The organism is Hymenobacter defluvii (assembly GCF_017589435.1).
GTDB classification, from domain to species: domain Bacteria; phylum Bacteroidota; class Bacteroidia; order Cytophagales; family Hymenobacteraceae; genus Hymenobacter; species Hymenobacter profundi.
Genome location: NZ_JAGETX010000003.1, coordinates 300,636 through 316,652, shown reverse-complemented (window position 1 = coordinate 316,652; position 16,017 = coordinate 300,636). Strand labels below are relative to the sequence as shown.

The window sequence follows — 16,017 nt, the reverse complement described above, 5'->3', positions numbered from 1 at the left end:
CCCATGACCCGTACATTCCTACTTACACTGCTTCTGCTAGGGGGCTGGCTCGCCGCTACCAGCGCCCACGCGCAGGAGCGCCACACGCTCTTGTTCAACGACGATTGGCGCTTTCACAAAGGCGACGTAGCCGCAGGCGAAACCGCTGGCCTCGATGACCACGCCTGGCGCACTGTGCTGCTCCCTCACGATTGGAGCATCGAAGGGCCATTCAGTCAGGAGTGGGCCAGCGCCACGGCATTTTTGCCCGGCGGGGTAGGCTGGTACCGCAAGTCGTTTGAGGTGCCTGCTGAGATGCGCGGCAAGAAGGTATTCGTGTATTTCGATGGGGTGTACAAGAACAGCGAGGTGTGGCTCAACGGCCACTCACTGGGCAAGCGCCCCAGCGGCTTTGCCTCCTTCGAATACGAGCTGACGCCCTACCTGAACGCTACCGGCCGTAACCTGCTGGCCGTGAAAGTCGACCACAGCCAGGTAGCCGATTCGCGCTGGTACACCGGCTCGGGCATCTACCGCAACGTATACTTGGTAGGCACCGCGCCCGTGCACGTGGCGCGGTGGGGGGTAGGTTTCACCACACCCGAGGTAACGGCGGCCGCGGCCACGGGCCAAGTAACGGTAGCCGTCACCAATGCCAATTCCGCCGTTGCGCCGGTGTTGGTAAAAGCTTCGCTGGCAGATGCCAAGGGGAAGGTAATCGCCACGGCGCAGCAGCAAGTACAGGCACAGCCCGGCACCGATACGCCGGCTGCTCTCACGCTGAAAATCAACAAGCCTACTCTGTGGTCGGTAGAGAATCCGAACCTGTACAAGTTGCGCGTGGCGCTATCGGTGCAAGGGAAACCCCTTGATGCAGTGGAGGAGGAGGTAGGCGTGCGCACCATTCGGTTTGATGCTGCGCAGGGTTTCTTTCTGAATGGCAAGAACCTCAAGCTCAAAGGTGTGTGCCTACACGACGATGCCGGCGCGCTGGGCGTGGCCGTGCCGTTGGAAGTGTGGGAGCGGCGCCTGAAAGCACTAAAAGAGGTAGGCTGCAACTCCATCCGCATGAGCCACAACCCCCACGCCGACTACTTCTACACGCTCTGCGACCGGATGGGCTTCCTAGTGATGGACGAGGCCTTCGATGAATGGGAGGTAGGCAAAAACAAATGGGTAGAGGGCTGGAACGTGGGCACGCCCGCCAAGTTCGGCTCACACGAGCACTTCCAGGAGTGGGCCGACCGCGACCTGCGCGACATGATTCTGCGCAACCGCAACCGGCCGTCCATTAGTATGTGGAGCATCGGCAACGAAATTGACTACCCCAACGACCCCTACTCCCACGAGGTGCTGAACACCGGCCGTAATCCGCAGATCTACGGCAAAGGCTACCTGCCCGACCACCCGCCGGCTAGTCGGCTGGGGGTGCTGGCCCGGCACTTGGTGGAGGTAGCCAAACAGTACGATACGTCGCGGCCCATTACGGCGGCGCTAGCGGGCGTGGTCATGTCCAACTTCACCGACTACCCCGATGTGCTGGACGTGGTGGGCTACAATTACCAGGAGTTTCGCTACCCCGAAGACCACCAGAAGTACCCCAACCGCATCATCTACGGCAGCGAAAACGGCATGGGCCGCGACGCCTGGGCGGCAGTGGATTCCAACGCCTACATCTCAGCCCAGTACCTCTGGACGGGCATCGATTACCTGGGCGAGGCCGGCAAGTGGCCCCAGCGCAGCAACGGCGCGGGCCTGCTGGATATGGCCGGTTTCCCGAAACCCGAATACTACTTCCGCCAAAGCCTCTGGACTACCAAGCCGATGACGTACGTGGCCGTTGCGCCCGCGCCCAAAGCCGGCGACTCGCCCAACGTAAACCACCGCCGCCTTCAGCCTACCTGGAACTGGCCTGCCGGCGAGCAGGTGCGGGTGGTAGGCTTCACGAACTGCGAGGCCGCGGAGTTGGTGCTGAATGGAAAATCGCTGGGCCACAAAACCGGCCGCGAAGTGTATTGGGACGTGCCCTACCAGCCGGGTACCCTCTTACTCAAAGGATATAACCTAGGCAAGGAAGTCAGCCGCACCGAGCTACACACTGCCACCGCGCCGCACGCGCTGCAAGCCACGGCCTATCAAACCAAGCTCGCAGCCAGCACCCACGAGCTGGCGCAGATGGAGGTGCGCGTGGTAGACCAAAGCGGCAACCTAGTGCAAGATGCCACCCACGAAATTAGCGTGTCGGTGCAGGGTCCCGGCAGGGTAGTGGGCATCGAAAGCGGCGACTTGGCCAGCCATGAGGACTACCAAGCACCCAAGCACCGTGCTTACCACGGCAAGCTATTGGTGTTTGTGCAGCCCACTGGCGCGGGGCGTATCAGTGTGCAGATGCAGGCGCCAGGGCTGCAAAGCCAGCAGGTAACGCTGCAAGCGAAATAACGGCAGAAGCTGCCGCGTTTACGCTAAAAGGCCCGGCGGGTAGCAATACCGGCCGGGCCTTTAATATGCAGCAAGTGACGGGAAGCCTGATTACTTCGTGGGCATCAGCACCGCATCAATGGACTGTACAATGCCGTTGGAAGCCACAATATCGGTGTTGACCACGTTGGCAGTGTTGCCTTTGGCGTCTTTAATCATAATGGACTGGCCCTGGCGCATCACCGTGAGCGTTTCGCCCTGTACCGTGGTAAGCGTCTGACCGTCTTTCAGATTGGCCGCCAGATAGCTGCCGGGCACCACATGGTAGGAAATCAGCATTGCTAACTGCTGCTTGTTGGCGGGTTTCAGCAGCTCATCTAGCTTGCCGCTGGGCAGCTTGTTGAAGGCTGCGTCGGTAGGCGCAAAAACGGTGTATTTGGTGGTGCCGCGGGCCTTATCGTCGAGGCCAGCCGCTTTCACGGCTTTCATCAGGGTGTTATGGTTGGACGAAAGCCGCGACATATTGAGCAGATTGCCGTTGGCCTGATTGGTAACCGGGGCGCCGGTTTGCGCGAGGGCCGTGGTATCAAGACCGGCAACCAGCAGGCCGCAGCAAAGAGCAGAAGTGAAAAGCAGATTTTTCATAGGTGTTTGAGGTATTTGTAAAGAGCTTATAGATATATACTTACGGGGGTAGTAGGATAGGGTTCGTATAGTGACGCGTTCATCTGACCTAGCCGGCAAGACTACTGTTTAGTTTTCTTGGGTAATCAGATCTACCACCAGCGTTGCCATCATGACCTTATCCTTGGGCTTGCTTTCGGCGATGAGTAGGGTAAGGGCACTAAGCCATTATCGGCGAGAACCGTCGGGCGTATGTCAGTGAGAATTTCTTATTGATTGCCTTTTCTAACAATCTATTTTTCCTGTAACTACGCCTGCCCATCGGGCTATTGATAGAACAAAACGTCTTGGGTAGTAGACATAGGATAGGGAAGCAAAATACGGTTAAATTTAGGCACCCTGACCTCACCCTTTTCCTACCCCATGAAGCCCTATCTCACGCTTACTCTTCTTGCCCTAACCACGGTCACGTATGCCCAAACCAAACCCGTGAAAGTAGAAGTCAAACAAACTAATGGCCGTTACGAACTGATGCGCGGCGGCCAGCCCTACTTCATCAAGGGGGCCGGCGGCGGACAGTTTCCCGAGCGTGTGAAGGCCTACGGGGGCAACTCCATTCGTACCTGGACCACCCAGGGCGGGGAGCAGGTGCTGGCCGAGGCCAACAAGAACGGCCTCACCGTGATGATGGGTCTCGATGTGGTGCGCGAGCGGCATGGCTTCGACTACAACGACTCGACAGCCGTAGCTGAGCAATTGCAGCGTCTGCGCGCCGACGTAATGAAATACAAAGACGACCCGGCCCTGCTATTCTGGGGCATCGGGAACGAGCTGAACCTGGAGTACAAGAATCCCAAGGTGTGGGACGCTGTGCAGCAGATTGCCCAGATGATTCACGAGGTAGACCCAAACCACCCCACCAGCACGGTACTGGCCGGCCTCAACCAAGCCGAGGTAGACTACATCAAGGCCAGGTGCCCGGCGGTGGACATCCTCAGCATCAACACCTACGCCGGGCTGGCCGCCATTCCGCAGCAGGTGCGCACCACCGGCTGGACGGGCCCCTACGTAGTGGCCGAGTGGGGGCCCACTGGCCACTGGGAAAGCCCTGTCACGCCTTGGAAAGCTTCAGTAGAAGAAACCAGTAGCCAAAAAGCCGCCGTGTACAAGAGCCGCTACGAGGCCTCGGTGGCGAAGGATAAAACTCAGTGCCTGGGCACCTACGTGTTCTTGTGGGGCCAAAAGCAGGAGCGCACGCCTACCTGGTACGGGCTGTTTACGGAAGACGGGAAGGAGTCGGAGGTAGTAGATGTGATGCAGTACCTGTGGAGCGGCAAGTGGCCGAAGAACCGTGCCCCACACTTGGACTCGTTCCGCTTGGATGGTAAGCTGGCTACCGATTCGGTCTACCTCGAACCCAACCGTTCCTACACAGCCCTTGTGACCGTAAAGGACCCCAACAAAGACCCGCTGACCTACCGCTGGGAGCTGCTGCCGGAAAGTACTGACCTCAAATCGGGCGGCGACCGGGAAAGCCGCCCCGCCGCTATTCCTGGCTTGATTCCGGCCAACGCCAAAAACCAGACTACCCTTAAAGCGCCTGCCCAGGAAGGCGCCTACCGCCTGTTCATCTACGCTTATGATGGGCATGACAACGTAGCCACAGCCAACATTCCGTTTTATGTGAAAGGAAAATAAGCAGGTAGCCAGCGGGTTGTTAGGCTAGACAGGATAGCAGCTTCGCAAACAACTGGTTTTTTAAGAATCTATTTGAGTTGAATCGGCTGATCGTCTAAAGGGATGTAGAGACGCATACTTGCGTCTTATCGTTGAACGATTTCGGCCACCTGACGCGGACGACGAGACGCAAGTAGGCGTCTCTACATCGTACAACTTCTAAGGCGCTTCTTTTGCCAGTTCCACCCGTAAGGGCTCTTCGTTCGTGATTTCCTCATTGCCGGCTTTCAGCACCACGTCGCCTATCTTCAAAGGGCCGAATACCTGAATCTGGCCCATGGTTTCGTCGCCTTTTTGCACGTCTACCAGTTCGGCGCGGCCATCTTTCACCCGGATAACGTAGGTGCGCTCGGCCGTGCTGACTACCGCCGAACGGGGCACAAACAGACTGCTTTTGGCGGCATCTACGGGTACAGTAGCCGTGGCAAACATGCCCGGACGCAGCCGGTTCTTGGGGTTCGGAATGTCGATTTCGATTTGCTCGGAGCGGGTTTCGGGCCGCACGCTGTTTGCTACGCGGTTGATGGTGCCCATGAAGGTTTCGCTCGGGAACGTGCGGACCATGAAGCGCACCGTGTCGTGCACGTGGATGCTGCCCACGTAGGCCTCGGGTACGGCCAGGCGTAGGCGCAAGCGGCTGAGCTGACGGATTTTAAAGATGGGCAAGTTGGTCTGGCCGCCCGGCCCCACGAACGCGCCGGGTGCCAGATTACGCTCCGTGACCATACCCGAGAAGGGGGCCGTGATGCGCAGGTAGCCGGCCATCTGGCTGGCGGCCTCGTAGTGCGCCCGCCCAGCCGTCACCAACAAACTGTCTGATAGAGCCTTGGCATGCGCCTGTTCCAGGTTCAGCGGCGATACGGCGCCGGCCGTGCGGCTCGTAACCAGCAGGCGGTGGTAGGCGGCGCGGCTGGAGCTGTAGCTGGCCTGCGAGGCTTTCAGCTGCGACAAGGCCTCACTGAGGGCTGCCGTTAGCTCCGGCGCTTCCAGCTCGGCCAGCAGTTGGCCCGGCCGCACCGCGTCGCCAATATCGGCGTGCAGGCGCTTAAGGTAGCTGTTTACGCGCGGGTAGATGTCGGTTTGGTAGTAGCTGTCCAGCTCGCCGGGTAGGTTGAGGGAGCGGGTGGGCTGCGCGGCCGTCACCTGCACCGCATCGTAAGGCAGGTCGGCGGGCTCTTCGGTCACCACTTCCTTGGTGTCGCCGTTGGAGCAGCCACCAAGCAGGCCGGCAGCCAGGCAGAGTGTTAAGAAAGAGCGAACAATAGTCATGGATTGAGGCAGAAGTAGGAATTTCGGTGAAGGAGAAGCCCCGCTAGGCGGAGCAGTGGCCTAGGCGTGCACGGGCTCGGCCAGCGCCGGGCGCGACGCGGGGACGTCGGCGGCATCGTAGGTGTTGCTGTCCGGGTCGTCGGGGTCGAGCGAAACGGAATCGAAGGAAGTCTTGCGCTGCACGGCGGCAAAGGCCACGGGCAGAATGAACAGGGCCGCTACGGTAGAAGCCAGCAGGCCCCCAATCACGGCCCTACCCAGCGGGGCGGTTTGCTCGCCCGCGTCGCCTAGTCCCGAGGCCATCGGAATCATGCCAAACACCATGGCAATGGAAGTCATCAGGATAGGCCGCAGGCGGGCAGCGCCGGCGTCGCGGGCGGCCGATACGGCGTCGCGGTAGCGCAGGCGCAGGCCCTCGGCATTGGTCACCACCAGCACCGCATTCGCCACCGACACGCCCACCGACATAATCAAGCCCATGTAAGATTGTAGGTTCAGGGTCTGGTTCGTAGCCAGCAGCAGCAGGAGCGCCCCGGCCAGCACGGCCGGCACAGTCACAAGGACTACCCCCGCCACTTTAAACGACTGATAGTTAGCCGCCAGCAGCAGGAAAATCACCACCACGGCCAAACCAAGACCAGTTTGCAGGCTACCCATGGTTTCCTGAAGCAACTGCGAGAGGCCGCGCAGCTCCACCACCGAACCCTTGGGCGGGTCGCCCACGTCGTCGATGGCCGCCTGCACGGCGCGGGTGGCCGTGCCCAGGTCCTGCTGGTTGATATTGGCCGAAACCGTCACGATGCGGCGTGGACCAATGCGGTCGTACTGACCAGGCTGGGTGGCGGGGCGCAGTGTCGCCACATCGGCCAGGGTAGGGCGCAGCTGGCCGGGCACCAGCGGAATGTTCTGCATATCGGCCTTGGAGCGCATCTGCTGGGCTTCCATCTGCACCTGCACTTGGTAGGCAAAGCCCTTGCTGCGGTCGAGCCACAGGTTCTTGGCCGTGAAGCGGCTACTGGAGGTAGCCGCCACCAGCGAGCGGGCAATCTGATCGGGGGTGAGGCCGAACTGCGCCGCCCGCTCCCGGTCGATATCTACCTGCATGGTCGGGTAGCTCAAGGGTTGGTTGATGCGCACGTCGCGCAGGAAGGGCACCTTTTGCAGGCGGCGCACCAGCTTTTCGGCGTACTGCTCGCCCTCGCCCAGGTCTTTGCCCCCCACCAGAATCTCAATGGGCGTTTGGGCGCCCTGGCTCATGATTTTGTCGGTGAGGCTGATGGGCTCAAACGTAATCGTAACGTCGAGTAAGTGCTTCTTTACGGCGGCCCGGATTTGCTCTTTCAGGGCGTCCATCGACTCCACCTCGTAGTTCTCGGCTAGGCTTACCTGCAAAACGGCCTCGTTGGGACCAGAGTTGAACACGTACAGGGCGCTGGTGCCGTAGCTGGAAGGCGTCATGCCCACAAAAGCCGAGCTGATGGCGATATTTTTGGGGCCTACGATCTGCTCAATCAGCTGAATCACTTCCTTGGTGCGCTGCTCCGTGCGCTCAATGCGCAGGCCTTGGGGCGCCAAAATGCGCATTTGGAATTGCCGCGAGTGCGTGATCTGGGGCATCATGTCCTGACCAATCGATAGAAAACCCCAGCCGATCAGGGCCACGCAGGCCACTGCGTAAATCGTCAGGGTAAGGGCGCGGTGAGCCAGCAGGCCGTCGAGCAGGCGCAGGTAGCGCACCTTTACCCGCTCAAAACCGCTTACTTTCTCGGGCTGCCCTGCATCGTGGTGCGTTGGGTTGGGCGCTTCCGCTGGTTTGCCGGGGGCATGTACCGGGGCATCCTCGTGCGGGTGGTCTTTCAGCCACCAGTTGGCCACCACCGGCACAAACACCTGCGACAAGAGGTAGGACACGATAATGGAAAAGCCTACCGACAGCGACAGCGGAATAAACATGCCGCGCGGCACACCCGACATCAAAAAGGCGGGCGCAAACACGGCCAGGATGCTGAGCGTGATGAGCAGCAATGGAAACGATACTTCCTTCGACGCATCCAAGATGGCCCTCGCCTTGGGCTTGCCCATTTCCAGGTGCTGGTGAATGTTCTCAATCACTACCGTTCCCTGGTCAACCAAGATACCAATGGCCAGCGCCAACCCGCTCAGGGTCATGATGTTGATAGTCTGACCCGTGAGCTGGAGCATGAGCACGGCCGCCAGCAGCGAAAACGGGATGGTCAGAATCACGATGATGGAGCTGCGGAAGTCACCCAGGAACAGTAGTACCACCAGGCCCGTGAGCAGGGCCCCAATGCCGCCTTCCACCAACAGGCTGTGCACGGCCTGCTCCACGTAGATGGACTGGTCGAATTCGTAGCTCAGGCGGATGTTGTCGGGCAGCAGGCTCTGCATCTCGGGCAGCTTGGCCTTCAAGTCGTTTACCACGCTCATAGTGGAGGCGTCGGCCGATTTGGTAACGGGGATGTACACCGAGCGTTTGCCGTTGATGAGGGCGTAGCCCACGGGCACGTCGGTGGCGTCTTCCACCGTGGCTATGTCGCGGATGAACACGGTTGGCCCTACCCCTTGCCGCAGCGGCACGTCGAGGAAGTCGCCCACCTTGTCCATCACCGAGTTGCTGGGCGTCATAATCATGTAGTCGCCAATGCCCACCGAGCCGGCCGGCGAAATCCGGTTGTTCTTCACCACAGCCTCCACAATCTCGTCGGGCGTCAGCTCGTAGCTTTTCATGCGCTCGGGATTCACCCGAATCACAATGGTGCGCTCGTTGCCGCCAAACGGCGACGGCGCCGACGCCCCCGGAATCTGCGAAAACAGCGGCCGGATGCGCGTGGAGGCCAAATCCTGCATCTGCCCCAGCGTGGCCGAGCGGCTACTGAACACCAGCTGCCCCACCGGCAGGCTGGAGGCGTCAAAACGCACTACCGTGGGCGGTACCGAGCCGGGCGGCAGGTAATTCACCACGCGGTTTACCTGGCTGGCTACCTCACCTGCGGCCTGGGCCATGTTGGTATCTTCGTAAAACGTACACTTAATCAGGCACAAGCCCTGGATGTTCTTCACCTCCACGTCTTTGATACCCGACACGTACAGCATCTGGTTTTGGTAGCGCGTCGAGATGAAACCTTCCATCTGGCCGGGCGTCATGCCCCCGTAGGGCTGCGCAATGTAGATGGTGGGCAGGTTGAGGCGCGGAAAAATATCAATGGGGATGCGCCCCAGGGACAGCCCCGCAAACACGAGGATGCCCAACAGCGCCACTATCACGGCAATCGGTTTGGATAAGGCAGCTTTTATCATGAGGAAAAGAGGGATAATGCGAGGGACGGGGGTGGGGTGGCCGAGGGTAAGATTCTACAGCTGTTCTAGCAGCACGCCCAGGTCGCCGTTGGTGGCGGCGCGCAGGAGTAGGGCGCGCCATAGGTTGTTCACAGCTAGAGCCTGATCGGTTTCGGCGCGGTTGAGGGTAAGGGCGGCTTGCGTAAGCACCACCAGATTGTCGAGGCCGGCGTCGTAGCGAGCTTTGGCCTGCACGAAGGCGCGGCTGGCCGCGTCGAGCTGGCGTGGGGCCTCCTGGGCCGTTTGGTTGGCCAACTCCAGTTGCAGCACCGCGTTTTGCCGCTCGGTTTTCAGCAGCAGCACTTGTTGGCTGTACTCGGCCTGGGCCTGGTTCACGCGCTGCTGCTGGGCGTTGGTGGCGTATTTGGTACGCCACAGCTCGGTGATGTTCCACGACAACGCACCGCCCAACACATAGTTATAGGCCTTGAAGGGTAGGCCGGCCCCCAGCGACGCATCAATGGGGTAGGTGCCGTCGGCGCCGGTGCGGTTGCCGATGCCCGAGCCGCGCCCCCACGTGGCCCCCACCAGCGATAGGGTAGGGCGCTTGTTCATGAGCAGCAGGGTGTTTTGGGCCTCGCTGGCCCGCACGCGCTGCTGAGCGGCCCGCAGAATGGGCGGCTGGTGCGTGGTGTCGGAGTATACGGCCGGAGCAATGTTGGGCAGCTTGGTATAGAACTCCATCGAGTCGAGCTGGATGGCCTGCATGGGCGTACCCAGTAGGCTGGCTAGCTGCACGCGTTGCTGCAAGGCCTGCTGCTGGCTGGTTAGAAATTGGAGCTGCGCCCGCGAGTACTCAGCATTCGTGGTCGAGCTGTCGATGCCCGGCCGGATGCCCGACATGGTGCCGGCCCGTATCACCCGCCGCAACGACTGCGTGCGTTGCAGGTTGGCCCGTTGCAGCGCCACCGACTTTTGGGCTACCAGCGCCAGCATAAAGGCATCGGCCACGCGCACCTGGTGCGCAAACAGCTCCTGCTCGTAGTCTGCCTGGGCCTGGTTGGTGGCGGCGTTGGCGCGTTCTAGGGTAGCGCGGTAGCGCCCAAATGTGAGCACCGGCCACTCCACCACCAAGCCGCCCTGGCTGGTCCAGGTGGTTTGGCTGCTGAAATCGGGCCGCACCCCGGCAATACCGAGGGCGCCGCCTGGCAGCACCGCACCGCGCACTTGGTTGGCGGTACCGTGCGCGGCCTGCACCTGGGCCGTAATCTGGGGTAGGAAGTTGGCCCGATTCGTCCGTACATCGGCGGCGGCGGCCTCCACGGCGGCCTGCCGCGCCCGCAGCGCCGGGTAGTTGGCGCGGGCCAGCTCCAGCGCCTGGGGCAGTGTGAGCGGCGACGAAGGCACGGCCTGCGCCTGGGCCACGGCAGGCTTAGAAATGGCTATACCTAGAAAGCCAACCGCCAGTAGCACCAGGAAGCGGCAGCGGTCAGATGGTAGTAAATACAGGGAGGAAAGCGTTGCTAGCATGATGCCAGTAAAGCTAGAGCCGCGGTATTAGACTGATGTTAGTGTTAGATTAGAAGTTATTAGAGTGTCTTTTAATAAGGCTTCTGGGCTCACGCTGCCAACAAATGAAAAGTACGCTTGAGTGAGAAATCAAGCGAAGAGACCAGCATGCTTCAACTCCACGCCGCATCACGCCTAAAGGGTAGCCACTGCTTCCAAGGCAGCCACAGGTCTATCTGCTACCCTTTCAGTAGGGGTAGGCTGACTTCGGCAATGGTGCCACCACCTGGCCGGGGTAGCAGCTGAAGCACGCCTTGGTGCAGCTGCAAAATCTCGTGGGCCAGCGTCAGCCCAATGCCGAAGCCCTGAATATGTTGCGTGTTGCTCCCGCGAATCAGCGGCTGAAAAATAAATTGCATATCGGCGGGCGCTATGCCAACGCCCTGGTCTTCAATATACAACCGAATGCCTTGGTCGGTGTTCATGGTCAGGCGCAGGGCCACTGGCTGCTCCGCCGAGTATTTGCAGGCGTTGTCTACTAGATTCACCAGGGCCGTGCGCAGCAGGTGGCGGTTGCCGAATACCGTAGGCGGCACCGCTTGCCGCTCCACGCCCTCGCCCACGTCCAGCGACAGGCGCTGTTGGGGGCGCTGGTGCTGCACAGTGTCAATCACATCCAGCAGAATGTCCATCACTTCCAACGGCTGGCGGTCGAGGTGGGGCGTGATGCCCCCGAGGCGCGCCAGGTGCAGCAGGCCGTTGGTCAGCTCCGTGAGCTTGTCCAGCTCGTGGGCGGCGTGGCTGATGCCTTCCTTTAAGCTGGTCACGTCCGAATCGTAATCCAAGGAAGTTTCCAGCCAACCTTTGATAGTGGTGAGGGGCGTGCGCAGCTCGTGCGAGGCCTGCGCAATAAACGCCTGCTGACTGGCGGCCAGGGCTTCTTGCCGCGTCAGCAGGTCGTTGAAGGCCGTTGCCAGCACGCCTACCTCGTCGTGGGGGTTGGAGGCCTGCAGGCGAAAACTAGCCGCCTGGGAGCCGGGTGCCCGCAGCTGGCGAATCAGGAAATTCAAGGGGGCCAGCGCCCGGCTGGCGAAAAGCAGCCCCAGCCCGGCTACCAGCACAACGGCCATCAGGTTGCCGTAGAGCAGCGAATTCAGCAGGGTGTATTGGCGGGTGTAGCCGTTGCTGTCGTAGGCCGTCACAATAGCCACGTACTCACCGGGGGCATCTGGAGAGTGATAGGTGATGGCCACGCCATCTTTGGGATACTGATGGCTGGGGCTGCTGAACGAAAAAGCATACTCCTTTTCCTGCCGCACCTGCGCCAGGAATTCCGGGGTAGGCTGAAAGTCCTGCCCGTGCAGGCTGCTGTAGAGCGGCGTATTGTCGGGGGCGTAGAGGTACTCGGCCTGCTCGGGTAGGGAAGCCAGCACATGGCTGACAATGGTGTCGCCAAGCACCTGGTGGGCCACGTTGGCCTTGCGCGTGAGGCGGGTAGTGAAAGAATCCTGGCGAAAATCAACGTAGCTCAGGTACACGTAGGTCGAAAACGCCAGCAAAATCAGGCCCACCAAACCGCTGAACCACAGTAGAAGCTTATGTTTGATTTGAAGCCGTGCCGCCATCAGCCCTGCATCAAATAGCCCATGCCTACCACCGTGTGCAGCAGCTTTTGCCCGAAGTTCTTATCAATTTTCTTGCGCAAGTAGTTGATGTACACGTCAATCACGTTGGTATTCGTGTCGAAGTGCAGGTCCCACACTTTCTCGGCAATTTCCACCCGGCTCACGGTTTTACCTTTGTTCACCATCAGAAATTCCAGCAGCGCATACTCGCGGGTAGTCAGCTCGATGCGCTGCCCGGCCCGGCGCACCATGCGGGCGTCCACGTCCATTTCCAGGTCGGCTACCTGCAACAGGGCGTGCTGGCCGGCGTAGGACACGCTGCGGCGGGCCAGCGCCCGAATACGCAACAGCAGCTCCCGAAACACGAAGGGCTTCACGAGGTAGTCGTCGGCGCCCGCCCCGAAGCCGCTTTCCTTGTCCTGCATGCCATCGAGGGCCGTGAGCATAAGTACCGCTTGGCGCGGCGAGTGCTGCTTGATGTAGCGGCACAGCTCGAAACCGTTGATATGCGGCAGGTTTACGTCCAGAATCACCACGTCGTAGGGGCGCTGCTCGAACATGCGCTGGCCCATTAGGCCGTCGTAGGCCACGTCCAGCTCATAGTTTTCGCTCTCGATACCCTTGCGGATAAACGAGGCCAGACTTACTTCATCTTCGACGAGGAGAATTCTCAAGACAACGAATTTTCAGATGTAAAGAAGGATGCCGGCACCTGAATGAACAGGAAAGCCAGCAAGTATATAAGGAGTGAGTTGCGGGTAAATGGCTGATTATATTGACATTAAAACATTGTCTCGTCCGTACCAGATCAGCCTAAAAAACAGGTAGCACATTCAGTGACTGGCGGCTGGTAGCGCAGCGCCTCCACTGATTTTGAATACGTACGCTAGCGGCGAAGGGATCTGCGCCGGGCTTAGGGTAGGGGGCTGAATGGTAAGCTGGCCGCCTTTGGTGGTAGCTTTTACCGGGACCGGGCTACCCAACAGCGTCACCTGGGGCGGCTTGCGGGTAGGGCGCACGCCGGCTACCACAAAGGGAGCGGCAGGCCAGGCTGTGGCCAGCACGTACAGGTCGTTGCCCTTGGCGGTGTAGTAGAGCGTTTTGTTCGGCTCGCTTTGGGTACCGCCCGGCGCCCAGGTAGTAGTGCCGTAGATAGCCTCACCGTTGATAGCCAACCACTTGCCAATGTCCACCAACCGTTCCTGCATCAGCACCGGAATGGTGCCATCGGCCGCCGGACCAATGTTAAGCAGCAGGTTGCCGCCCCGGCTCACAATGTCGATGAGCTGGTGCACGAGTTGGGCCGAGGAGAGGTAGTCGTCGATGTTTTCGGCGCGGTTGAAGCCGTAGGACTGGCCCATGCCGCGGCTCTCCTCCCAGGGGTGTTGCGCGCCTACCTTGTCGTTGTCGCTGGCGTACTCGCTGGTGTAGTAGCCGCCGTGCTGGCTGCGGGTGTCGCGGCCCCACCGGTCATTCACGACCACCTCCGTTTTATTGGGGGCGTTGTTGTAAAGCCACGCCAGAAACTCGCGGCTTTTCCAGTACTCGGCGGGCCGGTCCCATTCGCCATCGGCAAAGAGTAGGGCCGGCTGGTAGCGCGTGACCAGTTCCTTGAGTTGCCACAGGGAGTTCTGGTCTACGTACTGCGCGTCGGGTATCTGGTACTTCGCAATGTCGGCTGGCGGGAGGTAGTAGCCGCCGGGCCGGCTGGTGGTAGGGGTGCTTTCCCACTCCATCAGCGAGTAGTACAGGCCCATTTTCAGGCCGCGGGCGCGCACAGCCTGGGTCAGGTCGCCTACCAAATCGCGCTTTGGACCCACGGCGCCGCTGTTCCACTGCTGCTTGTAGGGGGCGGTAGTGGGCCACAGAGAGTAGCCATCGTGGTGCTTCGAGGTGAGTACCACGTAGCGGGCGCCGGCGCGCACAAACAAATCGGCCCATCGGGCGGGGTCGAACAGCTCAGCCCGAAACAGCGGCCCGAAGTCGCGGTAGGTGAAGGTGGGGCCGTAATTTTTGTTGTGAAAGCTCTCACGCAGCGCCGCATTGCCGTATACATCGGCCCCGTACCACTCAGCGTAGGTTTCGTAGGGGCGGGGACTCACGGGCCGGTAGGCCGGCACCGAGTACACGCCCCAATGAATGAAAATGCCAAACTTTGCATCCGTAAACCACTGCGGCACCGGGCGCTGATCCAACGAAGCCCAGGTAGGCTGGTAGGTGGTTTGGGCCTGCGCCTGGGTTGCGGCGCCTAGACCTGCCAATAGCAGCCAGGGTGCGTAATGGAGAAACGGCATAGGAGGCGTGGTTTAGGAGGAGTTGCTAGGTTCTCAGCGGAGTGTATATGGTAGAAACACAATACGTTGTGTCTCGCCGTTGAATAACTCGCATCAGTAGACGATGAAGATACTCGGAAGCTGTTTGAGTTAAATAGTGAACGGTGTAGAGACGCATACTTGCGTCTCGTCGGTTGCGCCGTGTGGGCGAAATCGTTCAACAATGAGACGCAACTATGCGTCTCTACACCGTTCTAGCAACATCCAATGGATAAACTTCAACCTCAGCAACAAGGAGACACCACCTACTGCGTGGGGCCATTGTCTACTCGCGCCTCTATGGTGGCTTGCACGGCGGTGGAAACCGCCGAGAGCAAATCCAGCCCCGTGGCCTGCTCAATGGCGTCTACGGAGGTGCGGTAGCCGGCCCAATCCGAGTTCAGGTCATTTCGGTTGGGGGTGTTGATGGCAATAACGCGGGTATCGGCGGAGACGCGGCGGGCGTCGTCGGTGCCTACTGGTAGCACCACCACTACCTTCCAGCAGCGGGCAGGCACGGTCACGCGGCCGTCGTCGAGGGTGGTGGCGTAGCCGTTGCTGCCGGTGCCACCCCGGCCGTAGCTACCGCAGATGATGTACAGCTCATTGCCCTGGTCAACTAGCGTGCGGCAGTAGTTTTCCAGCCCTACCCATGTGCGCTGGTTATTATTGGGCGCCTGGGGCATGATGTTGGTCATTAGGAAGGTAGCCGAGTTGTCGTCCAGCGTGCGGGTGCGGTCGGCGGAGGGGCAGTTGTGGCCCCGGTCGAAGCCCGAGCCGGTGTAGCTGCCGGTCGTGACCTGGTACCAGCCGCGGGGTAGGGCCGCGTCGGTGCGGAAGTCGTCCTGGCGTGGGGCCGAGCCCAGCCAGGCGCTGCTCAGGTGCCAGCTCACCCAGTTCGGAATGCCCCGGTCGCGGTGGTAGCTGAGCGCAAATTGGGGCTTGCTTAGCAAGTAGTTGGTGGGCTGCTTCTCGTCGGTCGTGGCGCCGCTGGGGTTGCCCAGAGCCAGATTATCGTCGCGGGTAGGGGCAGTGGGATCTGGCTCATCGGTGCAAGCGCTGGCACTCACCAGGCCGGCCAGTAGCAGAAAGCGCAGCGTCCGGCGAAGGGAAAGAGTAGTGCAAAAGGGTAGGAACATCATAGCGCAAAGCTACGCGCTGGCCCGCGGAACCTGCGAAGCAGCCCGTAGCGCTAGCATGTTCTGATGTAGCTAGCAGGTCGATTCACATCAGTTGTCGGTTGCAAT

General features: G+C 60.5%; 10 protein-coding genes. 2 read left to right on the top strand and 8 right to left on the bottom strand.

What is annotated here, in order from left to right:
- Window positions 1-3 precede the first annotated feature (3 nt).
- A complete protein-coding gene (locus J4D97_RS08315; RefSeq protein WP_208307163.1) occupies window positions 4-2,418 on the top strand; it encodes a sugar-binding domain-containing protein in 2,415 nt (804 codons plus the stop codon).
- Between the two features lie 90 nt (window positions 2,419-2,508).
- Here J4D97_RS08315 and J4D97_RS08310 read toward each other — a convergent pair whose 3' ends face one another.
- Window positions 2,509-3,042, bottom strand: a complete 534-nt coding sequence (locus tag J4D97_RS08310; protein ID WP_208307162.1) for a fasciclin domain-containing protein — start codon at window positions 3,040-3,042, stop codon at window positions 2,509-2,511.
- Between the two features lie 402 nt (window positions 3,043-3,444).
- On the opposite strand from J4D97_RS08310, the gene J4D97_RS08305 reads away from it, so the two are divergent.
- Window positions 3,445-4,719 carry a glycoside hydrolase family 2 TIM barrel-domain containing protein gene (locus tag J4D97_RS08305; RefSeq protein WP_243900207.1) on the top strand — a complete coding sequence of 425 codons (1,275 nt, stop codon included), beginning with the start codon at window positions 3,445-3,447 and terminating at the stop codon, window positions 4,717-4,719.
- 198 nt (window positions 4,720-4,917) lie between these two features.
- Here J4D97_RS08305 and J4D97_RS08300 read toward each other — a convergent pair whose 3' ends face one another.
- The 7 genes from J4D97_RS08300 to J4D97_RS08270 form a co-directional block, all read right to left on the bottom strand.
- On the bottom strand, window positions 4,918-6,027 hold the full coding sequence (locus tag J4D97_RS08300; protein ID WP_208307161.1) for an efflux RND transporter periplasmic adaptor subunit: 1,110 nt from the start codon (window positions 6,025-6,027) through the stop codon (window positions 4,918-4,920).
- Window positions 6,028-6,087: 60 nt separating this feature from the next.
- A complete protein-coding gene (locus tag J4D97_RS08295; RefSeq protein WP_208307160.1) occupies window positions 6,088-9,345 on the bottom strand; it encodes an efflux RND transporter permease subunit in 3,258 nt (1,085 codons plus the stop codon).
- Window positions 9,346-9,399: 54 nt separating this feature from the next.
- Window positions 9,400-10,854 (bottom strand): TolC family protein, encoded by a 1,455-nt coding sequence (locus J4D97_RS08290; protein WP_208307159.1) that lies wholly within the window; start codon window positions 10,852-10,854, stop codon window positions 9,400-9,402.
- 218 nt (window positions 10,855-11,072) lie between these two features.
- A complete protein-coding gene (locus J4D97_RS08285) occupies window positions 11,073-12,458 on the bottom strand; it encodes a sensor histidine kinase (protein ID WP_208307158.1) in 1,386 nt (461 codons plus the stop codon).
- Window positions 12,458-13,132: a response regulator transcription factor gene (locus J4D97_RS08280; RefSeq protein WP_208307157.1), complete on the bottom strand. Its 675-nt coding sequence runs from the start codon at window positions 13,130-13,132 to the stop codon at window positions 12,458-12,460. The genes J4D97_RS08285 and J4D97_RS08280 overlap by 1 nt, the downstream gene beginning before the upstream one ends.
- 159 nt (window positions 13,133-13,291) lie before the next feature.
- Window positions 13,292-14,752: an alpha-L-fucosidase gene (locus tag J4D97_RS08275; protein ID WP_208307156.1), complete on the bottom strand. Its 1,461-nt coding sequence runs from the start codon at window positions 14,750-14,752 to the stop codon at window positions 13,292-13,294.
- A gap of 284 nt (window positions 14,753-15,036) precedes the next feature.
- Complete coding sequence (locus J4D97_RS08270; RefSeq protein WP_243900206.1) at window positions 15,037-15,912, bottom strand: DNA/RNA non-specific endonuclease; 876 nt, start codon at window positions 15,910-15,912, stop codon at window positions 15,037-15,039.
- Window positions 15,913-16,017 lie beyond the last annotated feature (105 nt).